The sequence below is a fragment of the Acidocella sp. genome (genome assembly GCF_027352905.1).
GTDB lineage: Bacteria > Pseudomonadota > Alphaproteobacteria > Acetobacterales > Acetobacteraceae > Acidocella.
Genome location: NZ_DAIEIF010000028.1, coordinates 1 through 22,252, shown reverse-complemented (window position 1 = coordinate 22,252; position 22,252 = coordinate 1). Strand labels below are relative to the sequence as shown.

The 22,252-nt window shown below is 64.4% G+C and carries 19 protein-coding genes, 1 tRNA gene and 2 pseudogenes; 11 read left to right on the top strand and 11 right to left on the bottom strand.

Going from position 1 to position 22,252, the window contains the following annotated elements:
* Positions 1 to 66 precede the first annotated feature (66 nt).
* The 5 genes from cydD to M7H45_RS04065 all read left to right on the top strand — a co-directional run bounded on the left by cydD (position 67) and on the right by M7H45_RS04065 (position 6,584).
* Positions 67 to 1,788 (top strand): thiol reductant ABC exporter subunit CydD, encoded by a 1,722-nt coding sequence (gene cydD, locus M7H45_RS04085; RefSeq protein ID WP_298214968.1) that lies wholly within the window; start codon positions 67 to 69, stop codon positions 1,786 to 1,788.
* Positions 1,718 to 3,460 (top strand): thiol reductant ABC exporter subunit CydC, encoded by a 1,743-nt coding sequence (cydC, locus tag M7H45_RS04080; RefSeq protein ID WP_408832440.1) that lies wholly within the window; start codon positions 1,718 to 1,720, stop codon positions 3,458 to 3,460. The genes cydD and cydC overlap by 71 nt, the downstream gene beginning before the upstream one ends.
* Before the next feature lie 157 nt (positions 3,461 to 3,617).
* Positions 3,618 to 5,225 (top strand): cytochrome ubiquinol oxidase subunit I, encoded by a 1,608-nt coding sequence (locus tag M7H45_RS04075; RefSeq protein ID WP_298214966.1) that lies wholly within the window; start codon positions 3,618 to 3,620, stop codon positions 5,223 to 5,225.
* A gap of 15 nt (positions 5,226 to 5,240) precedes the next feature.
* Positions 5,241 to 6,380, top strand: coding sequence for a cytochrome d ubiquinol oxidase subunit II (gene cydB, locus M7H45_RS04070; protein WP_298214964.1), 1,140 nt, complete (start codon positions 5,241 to 5,243; stop codon positions 6,378 to 6,380).
* A gap of 12 nt (positions 6,381 to 6,392) precedes the next feature.
* A complete protein-coding gene (locus tag M7H45_RS04065) occupies positions 6,393 to 6,584 on the top strand; it encodes a hypothetical protein (RefSeq protein WP_298214962.1) in 192 nt (63 codons plus the stop codon).
* A gap of 149 nt (positions 6,585 to 6,733) precedes the next feature.
* Here the strand turns inward: M7H45_RS04065 and M7H45_RS04060 are convergent, their stop codons facing one another.
* The 3 genes from M7H45_RS04060 to rph are packed head-to-tail and all read right to left on the bottom strand — an operon-like array spanning position 6,734 to position 8,871.
* A complete protein-coding gene (locus M7H45_RS04060; RefSeq protein WP_298214960.1) occupies positions 6,734 to 7,450 on the bottom strand; it encodes an SIMPL domain-containing protein in 717 nt (238 codons plus the stop codon).
* A 16-nt stretch (positions 7,451 to 7,466) separates the two neighbouring features.
* Positions 7,467 to 8,147 carry a 2-C-methyl-D-erythritol 4-phosphate cytidylyltransferase gene (ispD, locus tag M7H45_RS04055; RefSeq protein WP_298214957.1) on the bottom strand — a complete coding sequence of 227 codons (681 nt, stop codon included), beginning with the start codon at positions 8,145 to 8,147 and terminating at the stop codon, positions 7,467 to 7,469.
* A gap of 10 nt (positions 8,148 to 8,157) precedes the next feature.
* Entirely contained in the window at positions 8,158 to 8,871 is a 714-nt protein-coding gene (rph, locus tag M7H45_RS04050) for a ribonuclease PH (RefSeq protein WP_298214955.1), read from the bottom strand.
* Positions 8,872 to 8,922: 51 nt separating this feature from the next.
* Here rph and hrcA point away from each other — a divergent pair, with 51 nt between their 5' ends.
* From hrcA to M7H45_RS04035, 3 genes are all read left to right on the top strand, one after another.
* Positions 8,923 to 10,008: a heat-inducible transcriptional repressor HrcA gene (gene hrcA, locus M7H45_RS04045; RefSeq protein WP_298214953.1), complete on the top strand. Its 1,086-nt coding sequence runs from the start codon at positions 8,923 to 8,925 to the stop codon at positions 10,006 to 10,008.
* Between the two features lie 63 nt (positions 10,009 to 10,071).
* Complete coding sequence (locus M7H45_RS04040) at positions 10,072 to 11,034, top strand: magnesium transporter CorA family protein (protein ID WP_298214951.1); 963 nt, start codon at positions 10,072 to 10,074, stop codon at positions 11,032 to 11,034.
* On the top strand, positions 11,031 to 11,465 hold the full coding sequence (locus tag M7H45_RS04035) for a SufE family protein (protein ID WP_298214949.1): 435 nt from the start codon (positions 11,031 to 11,033) through the stop codon (positions 11,463 to 11,465). The genes M7H45_RS04040 and M7H45_RS04035 overlap by 4 nt, the downstream gene beginning before the upstream one ends.
* Positions 11,466 to 11,874: 409 nt before the next feature.
* Here M7H45_RS04035 and M7H45_RS04030 read toward each other — a convergent pair whose 3' ends face one another.
* The 5 genes and pseudogenes from M7H45_RS04030 to M7H45_RS04015 form a co-directional block, all read right to left on the bottom strand.
* Entirely contained in the window at positions 11,875 to 12,993 is a 1,119-nt protein-coding gene (locus M7H45_RS04030; protein WP_298214947.1) for an alpha-D-ribose 1-methylphosphonate 5-triphosphate diphosphatase, read from the bottom strand.
* Positions 12,990 to 13,268, bottom strand: coding sequence for a hypothetical protein (locus M7H45_RS11330; RefSeq protein WP_366145509.1), 279 nt, complete (start codon positions 13,266 to 13,268; stop codon positions 12,990 to 12,992). The genes M7H45_RS04030 and M7H45_RS11330 overlap by 4 nt, the downstream gene beginning before the upstream one ends.
* 49 nt (positions 13,269 to 13,317) lie before the next feature.
* Positions 13,318 to 13,371: pseudogene (locus tag M7H45_RS11325) on the bottom strand (hypothetical protein); the annotation flags it as partial.
* 197 nt (positions 13,372 to 13,568) lie between these two features.
* Positions 13,569 to 13,644, bottom strand: a tRNA-Lys gene (locus M7H45_RS04020).
* A 97-nt stretch (positions 13,645 to 13,741) separates the two neighbouring features.
* Entirely contained in the window at positions 13,742 to 16,441 is a 2,700-nt protein-coding gene (locus M7H45_RS04015; protein ID WP_298214945.1) for a glycosyltransferase, read from the bottom strand.
* A gap of 254 nt (positions 16,442 to 16,695) precedes the next feature.
* On the opposite strand from M7H45_RS04015, the gene M7H45_RS04010 reads away from it, so the two are divergent.
* Positions 16,696 to 17,988 carry a hemolysin family protein gene (locus M7H45_RS04010; protein ID WP_298214943.1) on the top strand — a complete coding sequence of 431 codons (1,293 nt, stop codon included), beginning with the start codon at positions 16,696 to 16,698 and terminating at the stop codon, positions 17,986 to 17,988.
* Positions 17,989 to 18,071: 83 nt separating this feature from the next.
* Here the strand turns inward: M7H45_RS04010 and M7H45_RS04005 are convergent, their stop codons facing one another.
* Both M7H45_RS04005 and M7H45_RS04000 read right to left on the bottom strand, forming a co-directional pair.
* A complete protein-coding gene (locus M7H45_RS04005; protein ID WP_298214941.1) occupies positions 18,072 to 19,439 on the bottom strand; it encodes an amidase family protein in 1,368 nt (455 codons plus the stop codon).
* Positions 19,430 to 20,416: a cysteine synthase A gene (locus M7H45_RS04000; RefSeq protein WP_298214939.1), complete on the bottom strand. Its 987-nt coding sequence runs from the start codon at positions 20,414 to 20,416 to the stop codon at positions 19,430 to 19,432. The genes M7H45_RS04005 and M7H45_RS04000 overlap by 10 nt, the downstream gene beginning before the upstream one ends.
* Before the next feature lie 52 nt (positions 20,417 to 20,468).
* Here M7H45_RS04000 and M7H45_RS03995 point away from each other — a divergent pair, with 52 nt between their 5' ends.
* A complete protein-coding gene (locus M7H45_RS03995; RefSeq protein ID WP_298214937.1) occupies positions 20,469 to 20,879 on the top strand; it encodes a rhodanese-like domain-containing protein in 411 nt (136 codons plus the stop codon).
* A 166-nt stretch (positions 20,880 to 21,045) separates the two neighbouring features.
* Entirely contained in the window at positions 21,046 to 21,897 is an 852-nt protein-coding gene (locus M7H45_RS03990) for a hypothetical protein (RefSeq protein WP_298214935.1), read from the top strand.
* 117 nt (positions 21,898 to 22,014) lie between these two features.
* Here the strand turns inward: M7H45_RS03990 and M7H45_RS03985 are convergent.
* Positions 22,015 to 22,252, bottom strand: a pseudogene (locus M7H45_RS03985) (class I SAM-dependent RNA methyltransferase); the annotation flags it as partial.

The following is a 22,252-nucleotide window of genomic DNA, read 5'->3' as shown; positions in this document are numbered from 1 at the left end:
GGTTTCGGCGGTGGGGCGCGGCCGGCCCCTCTTGGCAGGGCGTGAGGCGCGGGTTAGCTGCGCGGCATGAGCGAGAGGATCGATCCGCGCCTGATGCGCGAAGGGCGGCGCGCCCGCGGCGCGCTTTATGGCAGCATCGCGCTCGGCCTCGTCTCCGCCTGGGCTGTCATCGGCCAGGCGGTGATCCTGGCCCGGCTGGTGGAGGCCATCTCCTTCCGCCATATCCTCCTGCCGCCGCTCATGCCGCTCATCGCCGGGCTGGCGGCGCTGTTCCTCCTCCGCGCCGGGCTCAGCCACGCGGCGGAGGCTCTGGCCAGCCGCGCCTGCCTCGCCATCAAATCCGGGCTGCGCGCCGCCCTGCTGGCCAGGCTTTTCGCGCGCGGCCCCGCCGCCGAGGCCGCCAGCGCCGAGACGGCCGCCACCCTGCTCGACGGGGTGGAGGCGCTCGACCCCTATTTTTCCCGCTATCTGCCGCAAATGGCCCTCTGCGTGGCGGTGCCGCTCGCCATCCTCGCGGTGGTGCTGCCGCTCGACTGGATCAGCTTTACCGTACTTCTGCTCGCCGGACCGCTCATCCCCTTCTTCATGGTGCTGGTCGGCTACCGGGCGGAGGCCGCCAACCAGCGCCAATGGGACAAGCTGCTGCGCCTCGGCGCGCATTTCCTCGACGTGCTGCAAGGGCTGACCACGCTCAAGCTGTTCGGGCGGGCGCGGGACGAGATCCGCATCATCGCCCGCATCTCGGATGAGTACCGGCGCACCACCATGGAGGGGCTGCGCATCGCCTTTCTCACCAGCGCCGTGCTGGAATTTTTCGCCTCTCTCGCCATCGCCCTGGTGGCGGTGCTGTTCGGGGCGCGGCTGATCCATGGGCATTTCGGCTTCTATCCCGCCTTTCTCGTGCTGCTGCTGGCGCCGGAATATTTCGTGCCGCTGCGCGGGCTGGCCGTGCATTACCATGCGCGGATGAGCACCATCGCCGCCGCGCGGCAGATTTTCGCGGTACTCGACGCGCCGGCGCCGCCGCGCGGCACGGCGGAGCTGGCGGCGGCGGCGGGCATCGAGATCGTCTGCGCGCAGCTCAGCTTCGCCTATGAGGGGCGGAAGGTGCTGGAGGATGTCTCGGCCAAGTTCCCGGCGGGCAAGCTCACGGTTATCGTCGGCGCCTCGGGGGCGGGCAAGACCACCCTCGCCCGCCTGCTGCTCGGCTTTCTCCGCCCCACCGCCGGGCATATTCTCGTCAACGGCCAGGATCTCGCGGAGATTGCTCCGGAGAGCTGGTGGCGGGCGCTGGCCTGGGTGCCGCAAACGCCGCGCCTGTTCCCGGGCAGTGTCGAGGAGAACATCGCCCTCGGCCTGCCGCAGGTGGATTTCGCCCGGCTGCGGGCGGCGGCGACGCGGGCGCAGGCCTATAATTTCATCGAGGCCCTGCCCGGCCGCTTCGCCACCCCGGTGGGCGAGGGCGGCGGCAATTTCTCCGGCGGTGAGATCCAGCGCCTCGCCCTCGCCCGCGCCTATGCCCGCCACGCGCGGGTGCTGATCATGGACGAAGCCACCGCCAGCCTGGACCCGCAGACCGAGGCGGCGGTGCTGGACGCGCTGACCGCCCTCAACGAGGGCTGCACCACCATCATCATCGCCCACCGTCTCGCCGTGGCCGAGCGCGCCGACCAGATTCTGGTGCTGGAGGCGGGGCGGCTCATGCAGAGCGGCACCCATGCCGAATTGCTGGCGGTCGCCGGCCCCTACCGGGAGCTGGCCCGGGCGGGGGAAGCGGCGAATGTCTGATATCTGGCGGCTGGTCCGCCTGCTCGCCCCCCGGCGCGGCTGGATGCTGGCGGGGCTCGGCCTCGCCACCCTCACCGTGCTGGCGAATTTCGGCCTGCTCGCCATTTCCGGCTGGTTCCTGGCGGCGACCGCCCTGGCCGGACTCGCCGGTTACGCGGCGCAGAACGCCTTCAATTTCTTCACCCCCTCGGCCATGGTGCGGTTCTTCGCCACGCTGCGCGTCGGCTCGCGCTATGCCGAGCGGCTGGTGACGCATGAGGCCACCTTCCGCCTGCTCGCGGATCTGCGGGTGTGGTTTTACACGCGGCTGGAACCGCTGGCCCCGGCGGCGCTGCAGGCCGAGCGCGCCGCCGATCTTCTCGGCCGCATCGTCTCCGATATCGACACGCTCAACCTTTTCTATCTGCGGGTCTTCGTGCCGGTGCTCACCGCGTTCGCCGCCGGGCTGGTGATGGCGGCGTTCTTCGCTTTCTTCTCCTGGCCGGCGGCGCTGGCGCTCATCCTCGGCCTGGCGCTGAACGGGATGCTGACGCCCCTGCTCACGGCCCGGCTCGGCGCCCGGCCGGGGGCGGAGATCAACCGCCTCACCGCCCGGCTGCGCGCCGAATATGTCGAGGCGCTGCAAGGCCTGGGCGAATTGCTGGTGTTTGGCGCCGCGCCGCAGATGCAGGCGCGCGCCGCGGCCCTCAATGACGAGCTGGCCGCGGCCCAGGCGCGGATGGGCTGGGTGGCGGGGCTGGGCCTCGCCCTTTCCGGCCTCGCCGCCAATGTGACGCTGCTGGCGGTGCTGCTTTGCGGCGCCAGGCGGTTCGAGGAGGGCGGCATAGGTGCCGCCAATGTGCCGATGCTGGTGCTGGGGGCGATGGCCGCCTTCGAGGCGACGGCGCCTTTGCCCGGCGCGCTGCAATATCTCGGCCAGATCAAGGCGGCGGCGCGGCGGATCTTCGCTTTGGCGGATACGCCCCCGCCCGTGGCCCCGCCTGCCCTTCCCGCCCCGGAGCCGCGCGGCTACGGGCTGGAGCTCAACGCCGTCACCCTGCGCTACGCCCCGGGCGCGCCCCCGGCGCTGAACGGCCTCAGCCTCTCAGTGCCGGAGGGGCGGCGCCTCGGCATCGCCGGCGCTTCCGGCGCGGGGAAGTCCACGCTGATCAACCTCATCTTGCGCTTCCATGAGTTCCAGGAGGGCACGGCGCGCTTCGGCGGCCATGATCTGCGCGCCTATGGCAGCGCCGACATCGCCCGGCATGTCACGGTCATCTCCCAGCGCAGCCATATCTTCCATACCACCATCCGCGATAACCTGCTGCTGGCCAATGCCAGGGCGGATGAGGCGGCGCTCTGGCACGCGCTGGAGGTGGCCCAGCTGGCGGGATTCGTGCGCTCCCTGCCCCAGGGGCTGGACAGCCTCGCCGGCGAGGGAGGGGCCAGACTCTCTGGCGGCCAGGCGCGGCGGGTGGCACTGGCGCGGGCGGTGCTGAAACCCGCCCCCTGGCTGATTCTGGACGAGCCGACCGAAGGGTTGGACTATGAGACCGAGCGGGCCTTTCTCCGCGACCTCCTCCCGGTGCTGGCCGGGCGGACCGTGCTCTATATATCCCACCGCCCCGCCGGGCTGGCGCTGATGGACGAGGTTTACACCCTGCGGGACGGCCGGGCCACACGGCGGCGCTGATTGGGCCATCCTGGCCCCAGGGCGCGGAAATAACCCATGCCCGTATATGCCGGACGCACCGGGCGGAATTTGATCGAGATCAACCCGCTTATTGACGTTAATCCCTATACCGGCGCTGTTTGGTTACAAGGCTTTCACAAAACTGGAGAGAGCGGTCATGCCGTTAATCGATCCGAGTGTCGTCGATCTGTCGCGTCTGCAATTCGCGTTGACGGCCCTCTACCACTTCCTGTTCGTGCCGTTGACGCTCGGCATGACCTTCCTGCTGGCGGCGATGGAGACGGTCTATGTCATCACCGGCCGGCAGATCTACAAGGAGATGACCCAGTTCTGGGGCAAGCTCTTCGCCATCAACTTCGCCATCGGCGTCGCCACCGGCCTCACCATGGAATTCGAGTTCGGCACCAATTGGTCCATGTACTCGCATTTCGTCGGGGACGTGTTCGGCACGCCGCTCGCCATCGAGGGTCTGATGGCCTTCTTCATGGAATCCACCTTCATCGGCCTGATGTTCTTCGGCTGGGACCGGCTGTCCCGCCCCGGCCATCTGGCCGTGACCTGGCTGACCGCGCTCGGCTCCAACCTCTCCGCTTTATGGATTCTCATCGCCAACGGCTTCATGCAGAGCCCGAAGGGCGCCTCCTTCAACCCGGACACGATGCGGCTGGAATTCAACTCCTTCCTCAACCTCGTGTTCAGCGAGGACGCGCAGGCGAAATTCGTCCATACCTCAATCGCGGGCTTCGTCACCGGCGCGCTGTTCGTCATGGGCATCTCCGCCTTTTACATCCTGCGCAAGCAGCACCGGGAATTCGCCGCGCGCTCCTTCCGCATGGCGGCGCTGTTCGGGGTGATCTCCTCGCTGGCGGTCGTGACTCTGGGCGACGCGCTGGGCAGGCTCGATTATCTCGTCCAGCCCACCAAGATCGCGGCGGTCGAGGGGCTATGGCAGGATAGCGACGCGAACGGCCCCGCCGGCGCCGCCGCCTGGCTGCTCTTCGCCCTGCCGGACCAGCAGGCCCAGGCCAACCATTTCGAGATCGGGGTGCCCTATGTGCTGGACCCGCTGATCGCCCATTCCTTCAACACCAGCATTCCCGGGCTGATTACGCTGGAGAAACAGGTGGGGCCGCGGATTCAGAGCGGCATCCAGGCGCTCGACGCGCTGAAGGCCTATGGCCAGACGCACGACCCCCAGGCGCTGGCGTCCTTCAAAGCGCATGAAAGCGATATGGGCTACGGCTTCCTCGCCCAGCGCTACGCGCCCAACCAGGATCTCGGCCAGATCACCCCGGCCAACCAGGACGCGGTGCTCGCCCAGGCGGAGAAGGACACGCTGCCCAATGTCTTCGTCACCTTCTGGTCCTTCCGCCTCATGATGGCGCTGGGCTTCTTCTTCGTCGGGCTGTTCTCCTTCGCGGCCTATTACAGCCTGAAAAACCAGCTCGAGCGGCATCCTTTCCTGCTCAAGCTCTGCGTCTGGTCCATCCCGCTGCCGATTCTCGCTTGCGAGTTCGGCTGGATCACCGCCGAGGCCGGGCGCCAGCCCTGGTCGGTGTTTGGCTGGCTGCCGACCTTCCAGGCGGCCTCCAGCCATAATCTCGGCTATATGATCTTCTCCCTCATCGGTTTCGCGGTGCTCTACAGCGCCTTCATCGCCGCGGAGCTGTACCTGATGTTTAAATATGCCCGCCTCGGGCCGCAGCCGCATTTAACCGGCGCGCCGGAATCGAGCCCGTCGCCGATGTTCGCCCCGGCCGAGTGATAGGAGCCCCGTCCTATGGAAGTTTATGTAATTCTGAAACTCGTCTGGGCGGTGCTGCTCGGTGTGCTGCTCTCCGGCCTCGCCGTGATGGTGGGGATGGATATGGGAGTGGGCACCTTGCTGCGCTTTGTCGGCAAGACCGATGCCGAGCGCCGCGTCGCGCTCAACATCATCGGCCCGCATTGGGACGGTAACCAGGTGTGGTTCATCCTGGGCGGCGGCGCGATCTTCGCCGCCTTCCCCACCCTCTACGCCACCTCCTTCTCGGTCTTTTACGTGGTGATGATCCTGCTGCTGTTCAGCATGATCATGCGCCCCGTGGCCTTCGAGTACCGCTCGAAGGTGGAGACGGGCAAATGGCGCGCCACCTGGGACTGGGCCTTCCTGATCTCGGGCGCGCTGCCGATGATCGTCTATGGCGCCGCCTTCGGCAATGTCATGCAGGGGGTCGGCTATCATTACGACTGGACCGGGCAATATTATCAGGATGAATCGTTCATCTTCTATCTGCTAAACCCCTTCGCCCTGTTGTGCGGGGTGATGTCGCTGGCGCTCTCCATCCAGCAGGGCGGCACCATGCTGATGCTGCGCGGCGAGGAGCCGATTTTCAGCCGCGCCCGCGCCGCCGCCATCTGGGGCGGCATCATTGGCGTGGCGCTGTTCATCGTCGGCGGCTTCTGGGTCGCGCATCTCAAAGGCTTCGCCATGACCGCGCCGGTGAATCCCGGCGCGCCGGCCACCCCCCTCACCGGCCAGAGCGTCGCGCCGGTGGTGGGAGCCTGGATGCATAATTACGCCGCCTACCCCCTGCTCTGGGCATTGCCGCTCCTCGGCGTGGTCGGCATGCTGGGCGCGGTGCTGATGAACGCGGCGCGCAAACCGGTGATCGCCTGGTGGCTGGGCGCGATCGGCTGGGTGGGGGCGATTTTCACCACCGGCGCCTCCATGTTCCCCTTCCTCATGCCCTCCACCACCAATCCCAGCCAGAGCCTCACGGTCTGGAACGCTTCGGGCAGCGCCTATAATCTCGGCTGGATGCTGCTCTTCGCCCTGGTCTTCACGCCCATCATCATCTGCTACACCTCATGGTGCTTCTATGTGATGCGCGGCAAGGTGAAGATGGATTACGTGACCCACGACGATCACGGCTATTAAGGAGCCACGCAAATGGGTAAAACTTTCACCTTTATCGGCCTGTTTCTCGTGCTCTGCCTGGCGCTGCTGCTGGCGGTGGTGGCCGGGGATTACGGCCCCTGGTACTTCGCCTGGATGGTGGGCACGGTGATGATCGTGCTGATCGCCGCGTGCGGCGCGATCATGCTCGACAATCAGCGCCAGAACGGAAATGGAGAGGTCTGATGCCGGCGGAACTGGAAAGTCTGATTTTCTTCATCCCCTTCCTCTATCTGGGGCTCTGCTACCTCGCCTATGTTTACACGCGGAAGCGGTTTCCCTGAGGCGCGAGCGGGCGTTCTAACGTCAATGGCCGGGCAATGTCCCGGCCATTTTTATGTCCCGCCTTGCTGTTTTTGCGTCCCGCCCAGCACGATCTCGGCGCTGACACTGGCGGTGATCGTGATCTGATCCGGCGCCGATTGCGGCGCGGGCGCGGCGGCGAGCGCCTTCATCATCGGCATGGGCGGGGGGCCGCCGCCATCGGCGTTCACCGTCAGCGTCTTGAGGGCAGTGACCGGCTTGTGCAGAGCCTCGGCCACCACCCCGGCCTCCGCCCGCAATTGCGCCAGCGCGTCCTTTATCGCCTCGTCGCGCGCCCGCACCCGCCCGGCCGGAGAGAGATCGCCCCGCAGGCCGTTGAGCAGCAAGCCCGCCGCCTGCAGCCGGCCCAGGAGAGCGGCGAAGGCGGGGCCGGGCACGCCTTCCGTTGCGGGCTGGGTGAGGGTCAGGTTTTGCTGCGCCGTGAATTGCGGCTTGGCTCCGTTATCCGCGCGGGAGGAAAAACTATCATAGCCGCCGGTGGTGACCACCACGCCGGGCACGGACCGCGCCGCGGCGATGGCCTCGCTGACGGCCTGGTTCACCGCCGCCTGGGCGCTGGCGGCATCCGGCCTCTCCGCCTGGACGAGGAATTGCGCCACCGCCTCGTCCGGCGTGGCCAGGGCGGTGCCCTCCGCGCCGAGGGTCAGCACCGTCTGGGCGGCGGCGGGCGAGGCGAATACCGAGATGATGAGGGCGAGAGCGGCGGGCCTGGGCAGCATGGACAGCATGGGCAATGTCTCCGGTTCAGTCTTGCAGCAGCATCGCCTCCGCCCGGGCCAGATCAGCGGCGGTGGTGATTTTGAAATTATCCTCCGAGCCCGCCACCATCTCCACCCGCAACCCGGCATGTTCGGCCACCATCGCGTCATCGGTGAATTGGATGGCCGGAGCGCTGGCCGCCGCGTGGCGGTGCGCCCGCAAAATCTCCGCGAAGCGGAAGCCTTGCGGGGTTTGCGCCCGCCACAGCCCGGCCCGGCTCACCGTGCCGGTCACCGCGCCGTTCTCCACCCGCTTCAGCGTATCGGCCAGTGGCACGCCCACGATGGCGGCGGGTCCGCGCGCCAGCGCCGCCAGCACGGCGGAAATGGTCTCGGGCGCGATGAAGGGGCGAACGGCGTCATGGATCAGCACCGCCTGCGGCTGCAGCGCCGCGATGGCCTCCAGCCCCAACCGCACCGAATCCTGGCGCTCCGCGCCGCCGAAGCGGACCGGCAGCAGCTTCTCCAACCCGGCGGCGGCCTCCGCGTAGAGCGCCTGGTCATCGGGATGGATCAGCACTTGCACCGCGCCGATGGCCGGGTGGCGGGTGAGGGCCGCGATGGTATGGCGAAGGACGGGCCGGCCCGCCAGCGGCAGATATTGCTTGGGCAGCGGCCCGCCCAGCCGGTAGCCGCGCCCCGCCGCGACGATCAAGCCAATATTCACGCCGCCGCGCTCAACCCAGCGCCTTTTTCTGGGCGGCGAACAATTCCGCGACGCCCTTGCGCGCCAGGCCGAGCAGGGCGTTGAAGGCAGCCTCGTCGAAGGTGGATTTTTCCGCCGTCGCCTGGATTTCGACGATACCCCCGCTTTGCGTGAGGATGAAATTCGCGTCGGCATCGGCGGCGGAATCCTCGGCATAATCGAGGTCGAGGACGGGCTGGCCCTGAAAGATGCCGCAGGAGACCGCCGCCACCTGGCCGCTCAGCGGCATCGCCTTGATGACATTCGCCGCGCGCAGCTTGCGGAAGGCGAGGGCCAGGGCGACATAGGCGCCGGTGATGGAGGCGCAGCGCGTGCCGCCATCGGCGTTCAGCACGTCACAATCCAGGGTGATGGTGATCTCGCCCATCGCCTTGCGGTCCACCACCGCGCGCAGGCTGCGGCCGATGAGACGCTGAATCTCCTGGGTGCGGCCGGATTGCTTGCCGCGCGCCGCCTCACGGTCGCCGCGCGTATGGGTGGCGCGGGGCAGCATGCCGTATTCCGCCGTCACCCAACCCTCGCCCTGGCCGCGCATGAAGGGCGGCACCTTGCCCTCCACGCTGGCGGTGCACAGCACCTCGGTATCGCCCATACGGATGATCGCCGAGCCCTCGGCATGGCGGGAAATGCCGGTCTCGATGGAAACCGGGCGCAGCGCGTTGAATTCTCTGCCTGAGGGCCGCATACTTATATACTCCAATACCTGTTTGAGGTGCTATTATCCGAGCAACGCCAAATGGACCATAGACCGAAATCCGCGCCCCAGCGCCTGCCGCCGGGGCTCGATATCCGCTCCGCCGCCGTGCTGCGCGAGATCGTGGAGCAATATGTGGAAACCGGCGAGCCGGTGGGCAGCCGGACGCTCTCCCGCCTGCTGCCGCAAAAACTCTCCCCCGCCACCATCCGCAACGTGATGGCGGATCTGACCGAGGCCGGGCTGCTGTTTTCACCCCATACCTCCGCCGGGCGGCTGCCGACGGAGCGCGGCCTGCGCCTTTTTGTCGACGGGCTGCTGCAATTTGGCGAATTATCGGAGGAGGAGCGGCTCAACATCAACCTGGCCTTGGCCCGCGCCGGGCGCTCCCTGCAGGAAACCCTGACGGAAGCCTCCTCCCTGCTTTCCGGCCTTTCCGCCGCCGCCGGGCTGGTGCTGGCGCCCAAGGGCGACGGGCCGGTGAAGCATGTGGAATTCGTGCCGCTTTCCCCCGGCCGGGCGCTGGTGGTGCTGGTGGCCGCGGACGGGCAGGTGGAAAACCGCATCATCGAAACCCCGCCCGGCCTGCCGCCCAGCGCCCTGCAACAGGCCAGTAATTTCCTCAATGCCCGGCTCTCCGGCCAAACCCTGGCGGAATTGCGCCGCCGCGTAAGCGCGGAGCTCGCCGCCGACCGCTCGGCCCTGGACGAGCTGACCAGCGCCGTGGTCGAGGCCGGGCTCGCCACCTGGGGCCATGCCGGACGGGGGGAGGGCCGCTCCAGCTCGCTGATCTTGCGGGGGCAAGGGCGGCTGCTGGAGGATATCGACCAGCTGGAGAAGCTGAGCGCGATCCAGGCGCTGTTCAAGCGGCTGGAGACCGAGGAAACCCTGCTCAAACTGCTCGAACTCGCCGAGGAATCCGACGGGGTGCGAATTTTCATCGGCGCGGAATCCGGGCTGTTCGGCACCGCCGGCATCTCGATGATCGTCGCCCCCGCGCGCAACGCCCAGGACCGGATCGTCGGCGCCATCGGCGTGATCGGCCCGACCCGTATCAATTACGGCCGCATCATCCCGGTGGTGGATTACACCGCCCGCGTGCTCGGCCGCCTGCTGGGGCCGGGCTGAGCCGCCCGGCTTGGCCCGCGCCCGCGCCGCTGATATGGCTGGCCCGGACGGAGGGGAGCGGAAATGCTAAAAGCCTATGCCTGCCAAGATGGGCATCTGCACTGCCTCCCCCCCGAGAAGGCGAGCGAGGCGATCTGGTTCGACCTCGAGACGCCAGCGCCCGAGGAATATGCCCTCGTCACCCGCATCACCGGCTTTCCCCTGCCCCATCACGCGGAGCTGGCGGAGATCGAAACCTCCTCGCGCCTCTCCGTGAAGGGCGATATCCTCACTCTTTCCCTGCCGGTGGTGGTGCGCCTCCCGGATAGCGTCGAGGACGGGGTATGCGGTTTCGTCCTCTCCCCCAAATATCTCGTGACCATACGCTTCGCCCCCAGCACGCTGTTCACCCAATTCTCCGCTTCCGCTCCGCCCGAGGGCCAGCTCGCCAGCGCGGATATTTTTTCGGGACTGTTGGAGGGGATTGTCGACCGGCTGGCGGACGCGCTGGAACGGCTGCGCGAGGAGCTGGACGAATTGAGCCACCGGATTTTTCACCACCGGTTCGGCAGCCGCAACGGGGCCCGCAACGCGGAGCGTGAATTGCAGGCGCTGCTCGTGAAGCTGGGGCAGGATTACGATACGATCTCCTATCTTCGCGATTCGCAGCTCGGCGTCGCCCGCATCGCGCCTTATGCGATCAGCGCCGTCGAATGGATGCCGAAAACGGTGCGCGAGCGGCTTAAATCCATTCAGAAGGACGTGTCCTCGCTGAACGAGTTCTCCACCCACCTCACGGATAAGGTGCAGTTTCTGCTGGATACGACGCTGGGACTTATCAATATCGCGCAGAACAGCCTCATCAAGGTTCTCACCGTCGTGTCCATCGTCGGCATACCGCCGACGCTGATCGCAGGAATTTACGGAATGAACTTCAAGAATATCCCCGAGTTGAGCTGGAAATTTGGCTATGCCTATGCCTGGGGCGTGATGGTCGTATCGGCCATCGCCCCGCTGCTCTGGTTCCGCAAAAGAGGCTGGATATGACGGAATTCTACATACCGCGCGAGACGAGCGCGGCGGAGGCCATCGCCGCCATCGGGGAGGAGCTCGCCTTGTTCGATGACTGGATGGACCGCTACGAATTCATCATCGAACAAGGGCGGACCCTGCCTCCCTACCCCGCCGCATGGCAGGACGAGGCGCACCGGGTGCGCGGCTGCCAATCACAGGTCTGGCTGGCGGCGGAGGAGCGGGATGGCAAGCTCTGGCTCACCGGCGCATCGGACGCCGCCATCGTCTCCGGGCTGGTGGCGCTGGTGCTGCGTGTCTATTCGGGCCGCGGCCGCGCGGAGATTCTCGCCACCCCGCCGAAATTTCTTCATGATCTCGGCCTCATCGGGGCGCTCTCGACCAACCGGGGCAATGGCGTGGCGGCGATGGTGGAGCGCATCCATGCGATGGCGCAAACCGCCTGAGCGTGAGAACAACATGCTCGCCCAGACAAAACGTTAGAGCGTTTTCGATCAACCGAGTGAATGGAAATGCTTTAAGAGGCGCAGCCCGCGCCGGGATGATGGCGGGCGCAGAAAGCGCTGACATCGCCGGATTGAAATGAGGCGATTTCGGCACCATACGCCGAGCATTTTGAAAAAGCTGGCGAACCCGGCGGCAGCGGCGAAATTCGCCGAACGTTCCGGCCAAAGCCACGAGGCGTTTTGCGCGGATGCCCGCCGCGCCGCCAACATCCCCCAGGCGGCGATGGAAGCGGCGCAACGGCGCCTGGCGGCGGCGGCGCGCGAGGCGGGTATCCCCATGGCCAGCCATGATGACTGCACGTTAGAAGACCGGGCTTATTTCCAGTCTAGAAGGCCCGGTCATGCGAACTCAGCCGATCCGGACTCCTTCCCGCCAGACGGAGCGAATGACGGGAAACCCCTCATACATCCGCAGCTGCACCAGATCTCCCCGCTGGCCGGGGACGAGGCGCCCCCGGTCATGCAACCTGGCGATATCGGCCGGCCCGGAGGTCACCAACGCCAGCGCGCCCGGCAGAGACATGCATCCTTGCGTCGCGATGCTCATGGCGGCCTCCAGCATCGAGGCGGGCACATAATCCGAAGCCAGGGCATCCAAAAGCCTCTCGCGCACCAGATCCATCACCGCGACATTGCCGGAATGCGAGCCTCCCCGGACGATGTTCGGAGCGCCCGCGATCACGCGCATGCCCCGTAATTTGGCTTCCCGCGCCGCGGCGAGCGAGACGGGAAATTCCGCGATGGAGATGCCATCCGCCTCGTTGCGGAGAATATCAGTCTCGCTATGGTCGTCATGCGAGGCGATGGGGACGCCATGCGCACTCGCCCGCGCCAATACGAAGTCGCGGTTGGAATGGTAATAGGCCTGGCGGGAAGCGGTCAGCTCAAGAATCATGGTCTCGATCTCGTCCTCGCCAAACCCTTCGGCCGCGCGCATGCGCCGGTAACGCGCCGCATCCTTGTATTGGCCGCCAATGCCGGGGCTGTGATCCATGATGGAAATCAGCCTGACCAGCGGATGGCCGATCACATCCGCCAGCATGGCGGCCATCTCAGCCGCCGGCAGTTCACAACGCAGATGCAGGAAATGCTCGGCCTTCAGCGCGCCGCTGGGCTGCATTTCGCTCAGATCCCTATAGCCATCGTGGAAAGTCTGGTTGCGCTCTTTCTCGAAGCCGATATCGCCGAGACAGAGAGCGTCGAACACGGTGGTGATACCCGCCGCCACGCATTGCGCGTCATGGATCAAAAGCGCGGAGCGGGACGGCCAGCGCGCGCTGGAGCGCGGCTGGGCCTGGCGTTCAAGATTATCCGTATGCAGGTCGATCATTCCCGGCATGAGGAGATCGCCTTCGCAATCATGACCGTCAGCGGCCTCCAGCTGGGTGATAACCCCGTTCTCGACCGTCAGGCCGCCTTCACGGATCTCCTCCGGCAGAACGAGACGGGCATTGGCAAAACTCGTCATGCATCCTCTTTCAACGGTTCCAGGCATCGTTCCCGGTCCGGGGCCGCGTCACGGACGAACTTATCATGAAAAATCCCCACCAGCGCCGCGCCGCGGGGCATGGCGCGCAGGAAACGCTGCATCATGCCACCCGAAAAATACAGAGGGTAGTCATCGATGCGGGACGGGTCAATTTCCACCGCGTGGAGCCAATGGGTGGCGGTCGCGCGGATATGTCCATAATGGCGGTTGCCCGCTGCCATGAGCCGCTCGCCGATATTGCCCCCCGCCGTCACGGAAAGCCGCAGCGCCTGGCGTGAGAACCTCGCCGGACTCCGCTTCCATGCGGCCGGAGAGAACGTCCAACAATGTCGATTTTCCCGAGCCGCTCTCGCCCACGATGGGAGGATCTCATGGCGGCGCAAGGAGAGGGGACACATCGTCCAGCGCCATGATGGCGCCAAACCGCCTCCGCAGGTTTCGGGCTTGCAGCAGGGGTCATGCGGCCCGTGCGGGTCGTGGTGTCCACCTCCGCCGCCTGGGCCAGCTCTGAAACCGGGTGAGGTTTCCTGATGTGTGGGAATTTGAAAGCTTGATGGTGGGTGCACAAGGATTCGAACCTTGGACCTACTGATTAAGAGTCAGCTGCTCTACCAACTGAGCTATGCACCCTCGCCGCCTGGCCATGCCAGACGGCGGCCTCTATACCGGCTGCGGGGGCGGTTGAAAAGCCCCCGCGCGTTGACGAATCGCTCCTGGCTCCAGGATTTTAATCCCCGGCGGCCGGATGCAGCAGCGCGGCAGGCACGGGCCGGAGAGCCGGCAGCGCGACGGGCTTGACCATCTTGGCGGGCAGCGCGGCTAGAATGGAGACCCCCACGGAAGCCAGATACGGCATGGATTGGGTGAACAGCACCGCCACCCAAAGCCGTGTCTCCAGCGTCGCCCAATGATGGCCAAACCCCACCGCCAGCGCCGCCGCCCAGGTGAGCACCAGGATCACCAGCTCCTCGCGGGCCATCACCAGCCCCTGCACCAGCGCCGGGGCATCCTCCATTTTCGGCGTGCGCAGGAAGGGCAGTTTATTGGAGAACAGCCCCTTCCATACCGCCTTGCCGATGGAATGGGACAGCGCCAGCCCCGCCACCGCCGCGCCCAGACGGTCCATGAACCCGCAGGGCACCCGGCTCTTATAGAGGGCAAGGATCTGCGCGATCTTGAACAGGAACAGGCCGATGGAGGGCAGCATGAACAGGGCGATGGGGAATTCGAACCGCACCGGGTCGAAGATCAGCCCCGCCGACCAGGCCAGCCCCATGGCGAGGAAGACCAGCCCCAACGCATCGCCAAACCAGGGCAGCCAGCCAGTGATGAAATGCCAGCGCTGGCCCGCCGTCAGCTCCTTGTTGAAAGGGTTGAAGAGCGGGCCCGCATTGGCGCGAACGATGCGCATGGCGCCATAGGCCCAGCGGTAACGCTGCTTGCGGAAAGCATTATAGTCATCCGGCATCACGCCCTTGCCGAAACTCTTCTTGGAATAGACCGCCTCATACCCGGCGCGGAACAGGCGCAGGCCAAGCTGGCTGTCCTCGGTGATGCACCATTCCGCCCAGCCATTCTCGTTCAGCAGGGCCTGTTTGCGGATCAGCGTCATCGTGCCATGCTGGATGATGGCGTTGCGCTCGTTGCGCGTCACCATGCCGGCATGGAAGAAGCCCGCATACTCCCAAAACATCATCCGCTTGAACAGCGAGCCATCGTTATCCCGGTAGTCCTGGGGGGACTGGGTGAAGCCCACCGCCGGGTCGGCGAAGGCCGGCGCCATCGAGCGCAGCCAATCGGGCTCGACCAGATAATCGGAGTCGATCACGCCGATGATCTGCGCGTCGGCGGCGGTCTCGCGCAGCGCGAAGTTTAGCGCCCCCGCCTTGTATCCCTGATATTTGCCCAGGGTGAAGAAGCGGAATTTCGGCCCCAGCCGGGCGCAATGCTCGGCCACCGGCTCCCATACGCGCGGGTCGGTGGTGTTGTTGTCGATCACCAGCACCTCGAACCGCTCGTAATCCAGCGCGGCCAGGCTGTTCAACGTCTGCTTCACCATCTCCGGCGGCTCGTTGCAGATCGGCAGATGCAGGGAGACCTTGGGCAGCGGGGTGCCATGAGGCGCGGGCATCGGCTCGTAATGCCGGCGCACGACGCGGCCGAACACGGTCTCCATCAGATCGAAACTATCCGCGATGAGCAGGAAGAGCAGGAGCCCCTGCCCCAGCGCCAGCGCGCCCCACACGGCGGCGGCGGCCAAGGAGAGATAGGTCTGGCCCATATTCATCAGCAGCATCGCCAGCGCCGTGGTGAACCCCTCCACCAGCACGGCGAAGAGCAGCTTGCCGGGCAGGCGGATATCCGGGCGGCGGGAGAGCAGCGCCATGGTGGCGAGCAGGCTCATCAGCGCCGCGCCCAGCGCATAGAATTTCCATTCCGGGTGATTCTCGACCGGGCCGGTCAGCGACCATTTCTCGTGGCGGCCGAGCGTGAACATGCCCCAATAGCCGGCGGCGCGGCCCTCGAAACTTGTTTTCCAGGGCTGGTCGAATGCTTCCATCACGAAATAATCGAGATGCTTTTGCTGCGCCAGATTGAAGAAATCGCGCAGAAAGCGGGCCTGGTTGATGGTGTTGGCGCGGGCGGCGCCAATATCGATGCCATCCGAGGGCCAGCCGATCTCGCCGATGACGATCTTTTTATCAGGGTAGCGCGCATGCACCTGCTCGTAGCGGTGCATCGCGTCCTGCACGGCGATTTTCTCCGGCACGCCCTCCCAATAGGGCAGCAGATGCACGGTGATGAAATCAACCGAGTTGGCGAGTTCGGGATGTTTGAGCCAGACATGCCAGGGCTCGGCGGTGGAGACCGGCACGTGCACCTGTTTCTGCACGGCGCGGATGTCGGCCACCAGCTCCGGCACGGTCAGGTCGCCGCGCAGCACGCTCTCATTGCCCACCATCACCTGTTTCACATCGGGATTGGCGTTGGCGATCTGGATGACGCTGGCGAGTTCCCTGGCGTTGGCGTCCGGGTGACGGTCCAGCCACGCGCCGAGGGTGACATTCAGCCCCAGCCCCTCGGCCAGGGCGGGAATCTGGCCAAGATCGCCCTCCACCGTATAGGTGCGGATGTTATGGGTGTATTTGGCCACCTGGGCGAGGTCTGCTTTGATCTGGGCCGGGGTGGGGTAGTCGCCGGTTTCCGGGCTTTCACCCTTATGGAAGGGCGAGAAGGCGAAACCGCCAATATCGCCTTTATAGGCGGGAATATCCGTCGCCGGACGGTTGAATCCGGCCCATAGGCCGAGCGCCACCGCGCCCACGCCCAAGGCGGCGGCCCAGGAGCCGGGCGAGGCCCAGCCCCGGCGGGTCTTGCGGGTGGAAATCAAAGCGTCCTGGCGATGGATATGCGACTGGTACGTCATGGCGAAGTCCGAGCTGGCCCGGGACAAGCCCCGGTCGAGCCTCAACATCGGCATTCAGTACGGCGGCGTATGGGCGCGATTGTGGCCCAACTAAGGCAAACAAATTTTAATGTTGTAACTCTTAACGCGGTCAGATCGGTTGTGTTTCCAAATTTATCAATTATTTCCCTTGTTGGCTTCATTTCACAATTGAGCCAAGCCGCTCCCCGTCACGGCAATCGCTCCCCGCCGCAAATCCAGCTACAAGGTTCATCATGCCTTTGGTGTTGCAGCTTCTCATCCTCGCCCTTCTCGTGCTGCTCAATGGCGCCTTCTCCCTGGCGGAGCTGGCGCTCGTCTCCTCCCGCCGGGCGATGCTGACCCTGATGGAACGCCAGGGCGTGCGGGGCGCCACCCAGGCGCGCATGCTGGCGGACGACCCTGAAAGTTTCCTGCCCACCACCCAGTTCGGCATCACTCTCATCGGCATTCTCACCGGCGTGTTCGGCGGCGATCAGCTGGGCGAGCGGCTGCAAAGACCGCTGGAAAAACTCCCCTACATCCAGCCTTATGCCGGCCCGCTGGGCGTCATTCTCACCGTCATCGTCATCACCTATCTCACTCTTGTCTTTGGCGAGCTGGTGCCCAAGCAGCTCGCCCTGCGCCATCCGGAGCGGCTGGCCGTCGTGGCGGCCGGGCCGATTTCGCTGCTCGCCAAAATCGCCGCTCCGGCCATATGGCTGTTGCGCAAAACCACCTATCTCGTGCTGCGCCTCTTCGGCCCGGAGCAGGAGGACCGGCGCGGCGTTTCCGAAGAGGAGTTGAAGGCGATGCTGGTGGAAGGCGCCGAAACCGGTGTGCTGGAGACGGAGGAGCGCGACATCATCGAGCGCGTGCTGCGCCTGGCCGACAAGCCGGTGCGCGCCATCATGACCCCGCGCACCGAGATCGTCTGGATCGACCGCACCGCGCCGCGCGCCGACATCATCGCCCGCCTGCGCACCGCCCCCCATTCGCGCTTCGTGGTCTGCGACCGCACGGTCGATAACGTCACCGGCATCGTTTTGACCAAGGATGTGCTCGACCGCGTGCTTGATGGCCGCGATGTCAGCCTGGCCAGCGCCATCCGCCAGCCCATCGCCCTGCCCGATTCGGTGACCGCCCTGGAAGCCCTGGAGCGGCTGAAGGCCGACCCGCTGGGCCTTGCCCTGGTGCTCGACGAATATGGCAGCTTCGAGGGCATCATCACCGCCGCCGATGTGCTCGAGGCGATCGTCGGCGATGCCGAGGCCCAGGGCCCCCCGGCCCATGCCCCCGAACCCGACACCGATTCGAGCTATGAGCTGGACGGGCTCACCCCCATCGATGAAATCAAGGCCCGGCTGCATCTGCCAGACCTCCCCTCCGAGGGCACCTACCACACGCTGGGCGGGCTGCTGCTCGCCCTGCTGCTGCGCCCGGCGCGCCGGGGCGATGCGCTGATCTTCGGCGGCTGGAAATTCGAGGTGCTCTCGATGGATGGGCGGCGGGTGGAGCGGGTGAAAGTGGCGCGCGACACGGGCGAATAGCCCGCCCACGCCAATTGGGCGCCAAACCCACACAAAACCACAAAAAATGTGGGTTTGTGTGGGGGCGTGATGTTATGCGCGGGTCAGCCCAGCGCGCGCTCGATGGCGCGGGCGATTTTGAGCGCCAGATCGTCGCGGTAGAGCGGCGCGGCGATTTGCACGGCGAGCGGCAGATTGTTTGTGTTCACACCAACCGGCAGGGTGAGGGCGGGTTGGCGGGTGAGGTTGAACAAAAAGCTCCAGGGCGCCCAGTTGTGCACCAGGGCGTGCGGCGGGTCTTCGAGCAGGGCCTGGGCCAGCGGCGCGGCGTGGGGCACGGCGGGGCAGAGCAGGGCATCATGCCCGAGCGCCGCCATGTCATGCGCGGCGCGCAGCCGCCTTGCTTCCGCATCGAGCAGGTCAAGCCCCGAAACATTCTGGAATTTCCTGGCGGTTTCGACAAAGAGCGGGTCGAGTTCGGGGTGTTTTTCGGGGGTGATGAGCGCCAGCTGGCGGGCCTGGGCGATGCCCCAGAGCGTGACCAGCAGGCGCGAAACATCGGGGAGGGGGAGGGTGACATCGCTGATGATGGCGCCTTGCTGTTCGAGCAGTTGGCGCGCCTGGTCGAGCACCTGCCATTGTTCGTCATCGGCCGGGGCGGCGAAACCGGGCGTGCGCAGAATGCCGATCTTGAGCCCCGCTACACCATCTTCGAGGGTGGCGGTGTAATCGCGCCGGGGCAGATCGAGGGAGAACGGATCGGCTTTGTGATAGCCCGCCAAACTTCCCAGCAGCAAAGCGGCATCTTTGACAGTCCGCGCGATTGGCCCAGCGGCGCCGACATGGCCGAAGGCGCCGAGCGGCCATTGCGGCGTGAGGCCGAAACTTGGCTTCACCCCCACCACCCCGCACCAGGCGGCGGGAAGTCTGATGCTGCCATAAGCATCGGTGCCGACATGGAGCGGGCCGAAAAACGCCGCCGCCGCCGCCGCCGCCCCCGAAGATGAGCCGCCCGTGTCGCGCGATTTGTCCCACGGGTTGCGGGTGACGCCGGTGAGGGGCGAATCTCCGGCGATTTTCCAGCCAAATTCGGGAGCGGTGGTTTTGCCGATGATGACCGCCCCGGCGGCGCGCAGAAACTCGACCACCGGGGCATCATGGGGGGCGGGGGCGGCGCTGGTGGCCTTGCTGCCGCGCCGCGTGGGCAGGGTTTTGACGTCGAGAAAATCCTTGATTGTGACAGGCACGCCGTCAATCGGGCCGCACGGCGTGCCCTGCGCCCAGCGCGCGGTGCTGGCGCGCGCGGCATCGAGCGCCTCGGGGTTCATGACCGAGAAGGCGTTGATTTCGGGGTTGCGGCGGGCGATGCGCTCCATCACCGCCTGCAAGGCCGCGAGCGGGGTGAGCGCGCGGGTTTGGTAGGCGCTCAGCAGCTCGGTGGCGTCGAGCAGGGCGGGTTCGCTTACATCCATGACGGCACCGGCAGGTTTTTCGATTTCAGGAAGTCGGGGTTGAATAATTTGCTTTGATAACGCGCGCCGGAATCGCAGAGCATGGTGACCACGGTGTGGCCCGGCCCCAGATCGCGCGCGACGCGGATGGCGGCGGCGACATTGATGCCCGCCGAACCGCCGATGCTCAAACCTTCATGAATCATCAGGTCGAAAATCTGTTCGAGGGCTTCGGGATCGGGGATTTTCACGGCGTCGTCGATCGGGGCGCCATCGAGATTGCCGGGCACGCGCGACTGGCCGATGCCTTCGGTGATGGAGGAGCCGGTGACGGTGAGGTCGTTGTGCTTCACCCACCCGTAAAGCCCGGAACCTTCAGGATCGGCCAGCACGATTTTGATATGGGGGTTGTGTTCTTTGAGCGCGAACGAGACACCGGCCAGCGTGCCGCCGGTGCCGCAGGCGCAGGTGAAGGCATCGATCTTGCCGCCGGTCTGAGCCCAGATTTCGGGGCCGGTGGTGCGGCGGTGGCCTTCGCGGTTGGCCAGATTATCGAACTGGTTGGCCCAGAGCGCGCCTTGCTCCTCGGCCAGGGCGCGCGAAACATGCACGTAATTGCCTGGATCCTTGAAAGGCTTGGCGGGCACGAGGCGGAGATCGGCGCCGATCATGCGCAGGAAGTCGATCTTCTCGCGGCTTTGGGTTTCGGGCATGACGATGATGCTTTTATAGCCCCGCGCATTGGCGACCAAGGTGAGGCCGATGCCGGTATTGCCCGCCGTGCCCTCGACGATGGTGCCGCCAGGCGAGAGCAGGCCGCGCGCCTCGGCATCTTGGATGATGGCGAGGGCCGCGCGGTCTTTGACCGAGCCGCCGGGGGAGCAGAATTCGGCCTTGGCCAGAATCTCGCACCCGGTGGCCGCCGAGGCCCGTTTGAGGCGGATGAGCGGGGTGTTACCGATCGCGCCAACCAGACCGTCCGCCACTGCTGTTCCCATGAGCGTTCATCCTCGCTATGTTTGTGCCAAACTCTATACGACGGAGGGCCCGATGATTGAAGACGTCATGCCGCGGGATGTGTGGGAGGCGCTGATGAGCGACCCCGACGCCGTGCTGGTGGATGTGCGCACCCAGGCGGAGTGGAATTTTGTCGGCGTGCCGGAACTGGGCGAGGCGGGCAAGCAGCCGGTGCTGATTTCCTGGGCGGGGCCGGTGACGGTGACGGAGAACCCGGAATTTGTGGACGGGCTGAAGGCCGCGCATATTGGGGTTGGCGCCAAGGTTTATTTTCTCTGCCGGTCGGGTGTGCGCTCGAAGGCGGCGGCGCTGGTGGCCCGGGCGGCCGGATATCGGCAGGTTTATAACATCAAGGACGGATTCGAGGGGCCGCTGGACGCGAGGGGGCACCGCGGCACGGTGGCGGGCTGGAAGGTTGAGGGGCTGCCCTGGAAGCAGGGATAGTTTTGTAAAACAACAAAATAACTTAGGGTTTCTTGATTCGTGTGGGGCAAGAAAAATAAATTTGAGCCATATTTTGGAGGTGAGAGACGGTGTCTGTGTTGCGTTTAAAAAAGACGTTTTTGAGAAATTTTTTCTCTGAACTCCGTAAAAATAAGCTGAGCATCGGATGACTGAAATGAGTAAAAAGAAATTGATTATTTCTCCTCAGGCGGGATTTGGCAATAGGCTGAGAGCTCTTTGTTCTGCGAAGCTATTGGGGCTTCTGACTGGCCGAGAAGTTTATCATTTTTGGATTAAGGATTCGGCTTTAAGCATTGTTGATCATGTTAATTACATGAAGGAAACGGATCCTACTCATTTTTTTGACATTAAAATTCCTTTGTTTGAGGGGACACATGTTGATGTGTGTTTTACTGAATGGATGCCGGATGATGGTTGGTATAAGGAGCAGTCGACGGCTCAAAGTCATTTAATTTTCGATCATAGAATAAAAAGTAAGCGAGCAGAACCGTTTCAAGATGCTTCTGAGATCGCTTCAAGTTCTGCAGATATAATTTTGGTAGAAACTTCGTTGGAGTTACGGCTACCTCATATGGAGTCTTTTCAAGAGATGTTGATGAGCCAAATTTATCAAGAAAATTTTCAACCGGCGGGACGATGGAAAGAAATGCTAGAAAGCCTGCCTGTTATCGAAAATGGTGTTTCAATTAGACGGGGAAATTTAATGAAATATTACCCGGAAGCAGATATTAGTGTTGAGAAAATGTGTGAAAAAATTAGCCTATTGAATGGCCCGAAAATTATTTTTAGTGACGATAGTGAGTATTTGGAAAAGATAAGAACTAAATCGAATTGTCCGTTAAATATAGACGGCTTGACAAAAATATTGTCTCCGGTAGAATTTTCTTTTGTTCAATTTCTTTTTTTAGCAAAATGTAAAAATGTTTTTGGAACAAAAAATTCATCTTTTCCGAAGCAAGCGGCAATTTTTGGAGGTCGCCCGTATTACTCACTATAACGCTTCTATATGACGTGACATGGTCATGTCATATTTGAAATGAAAAATTTTTATTTAGAATGTAAATAAAACGATTGCCGGGTATTTGCAGTACTGGGGCTCTATTTTCTGGGTAAATCACCGCTCGAACACCACCACGCTTTCCAGATTATCCGAATATAAAAACTGGTCGATCGGGGTGGCGTGGAGGAGGGCGAAGCCGGCGTGGTGGAGCTGGGCGGCGTCGGTGCTGAGCGCGTCGGGGTTGCAGCTGATATAGATCAGGCGCTTGACATCTGATTTGATAATGAAACGGATTTGCGGGCCCGCGCCGGTGAAGGGCGGGTCGAGGATGATGGCGGCGGCGCCGTTCAGT

Bases quoted from the DNA above. Each gene is read 5' to 3' on its own strand.
- cydD (WP_298214968.1), top strand. From the start codon at position 67: ATGAGCGAGAGGATCGATCCGCGCCTGATGCGCGAAGGGCGGCGCGCC.
- cydC (WP_408832440.1), top strand. From the start codon at position 1,718: ATGCCGAATTGCTGGCGGTCGCCGGCCCCTACCGGGAGCTGGCCCGGG.
- M7H45_RS04075 (WP_298214966.1), top strand. From the start codon at position 3,618: ATGCCGTTAATCGATCCGAGTGTCGTCGATCTGTCGCGTCTGCAATTC.
- cydB (WP_298214964.1), top strand. From the start codon at position 5,241: ATGGAAGTTTATGTAATTCTGAAACTCGTCTGGGCGGTGCTGCTCGGT.
- M7H45_RS04065 (WP_298214962.1), top strand. From the start codon at position 6,393: ATGGGTAAAACTTTCACCTTTATCGGCCTGTTTCTCGTGCTCTGCCTG.
- M7H45_RS04060 (WP_298214960.1), bottom strand. From the start codon at position 7,450: ATGCTGTCCATGCTGCCCAGGCCCGCCGCTCTCGCCCTCATCATCTCG.
- rph (WP_298214955.1), bottom strand. From the start codon at position 8,871: ATGCGGCCCTCAGGCAGAGAATTCAACGCGCTGCGCCCGGTTTCCATC.
- hrcA (WP_298214953.1), top strand. From the start codon at position 8,923: ATGGACCATAGACCGAAATCCGCGCCCCAGCGCCTGCCGCCGGGGCTC.
- M7H45_RS04040 (WP_298214951.1), top strand. From the start codon at position 10,072: ATGCTAAAAGCCTATGCCTGCCAAGATGGGCATCTGCACTGCCTCCCC.
- M7H45_RS04035 (WP_298214949.1), top strand. From the start codon at position 11,031: ATGACGGAATTCTACATACCGCGCGAGACGAGCGCGGCGGAGGCCATC.
- M7H45_RS04030 (WP_298214947.1), bottom strand. From the start codon at position 12,993: ATGACGAGTTTTGCCAATGCCCGTCTCGTTCTGCCGGAGGAGATCCGT.
- M7H45_RS04015 (WP_298214945.1), bottom strand. From the start codon at position 16,441: ATGACGTACCAGTCGCATATCCATCGCCAGGACGCTTTGATTTCCACC.
- M7H45_RS04010 (WP_298214943.1), top strand. From the start codon at position 16,696: ATGCCTTTGGTGTTGCAGCTTCTCATCCTCGCCCTTCTCGTGCTGCTC.
- M7H45_RS04005 (WP_298214941.1), bottom strand. From the start codon at position 19,439: ATGGATGTAAGCGAACCCGCCCTGCTCGACGCCACCGAGCTGCTGAGC.
- M7H45_RS04000 (WP_298214939.1), bottom strand. From the start codon at position 20,416: ATGGGAACAGCAGTGGCGGACGGTCTGGTTGGCGCGATCGGTAACACC.
- M7H45_RS03995 (WP_298214937.1), top strand. From the start codon at position 20,469: ATGATTGAAGACGTCATGCCGCGGGATGTGTGGGAGGCGCTGATGAGC.
- M7H45_RS03990 (WP_298214935.1), top strand. From the start codon at position 21,046: ATGACTGAAATGAGTAAAAAGAAATTGATTATTTCTCCTCAGGCGGGA.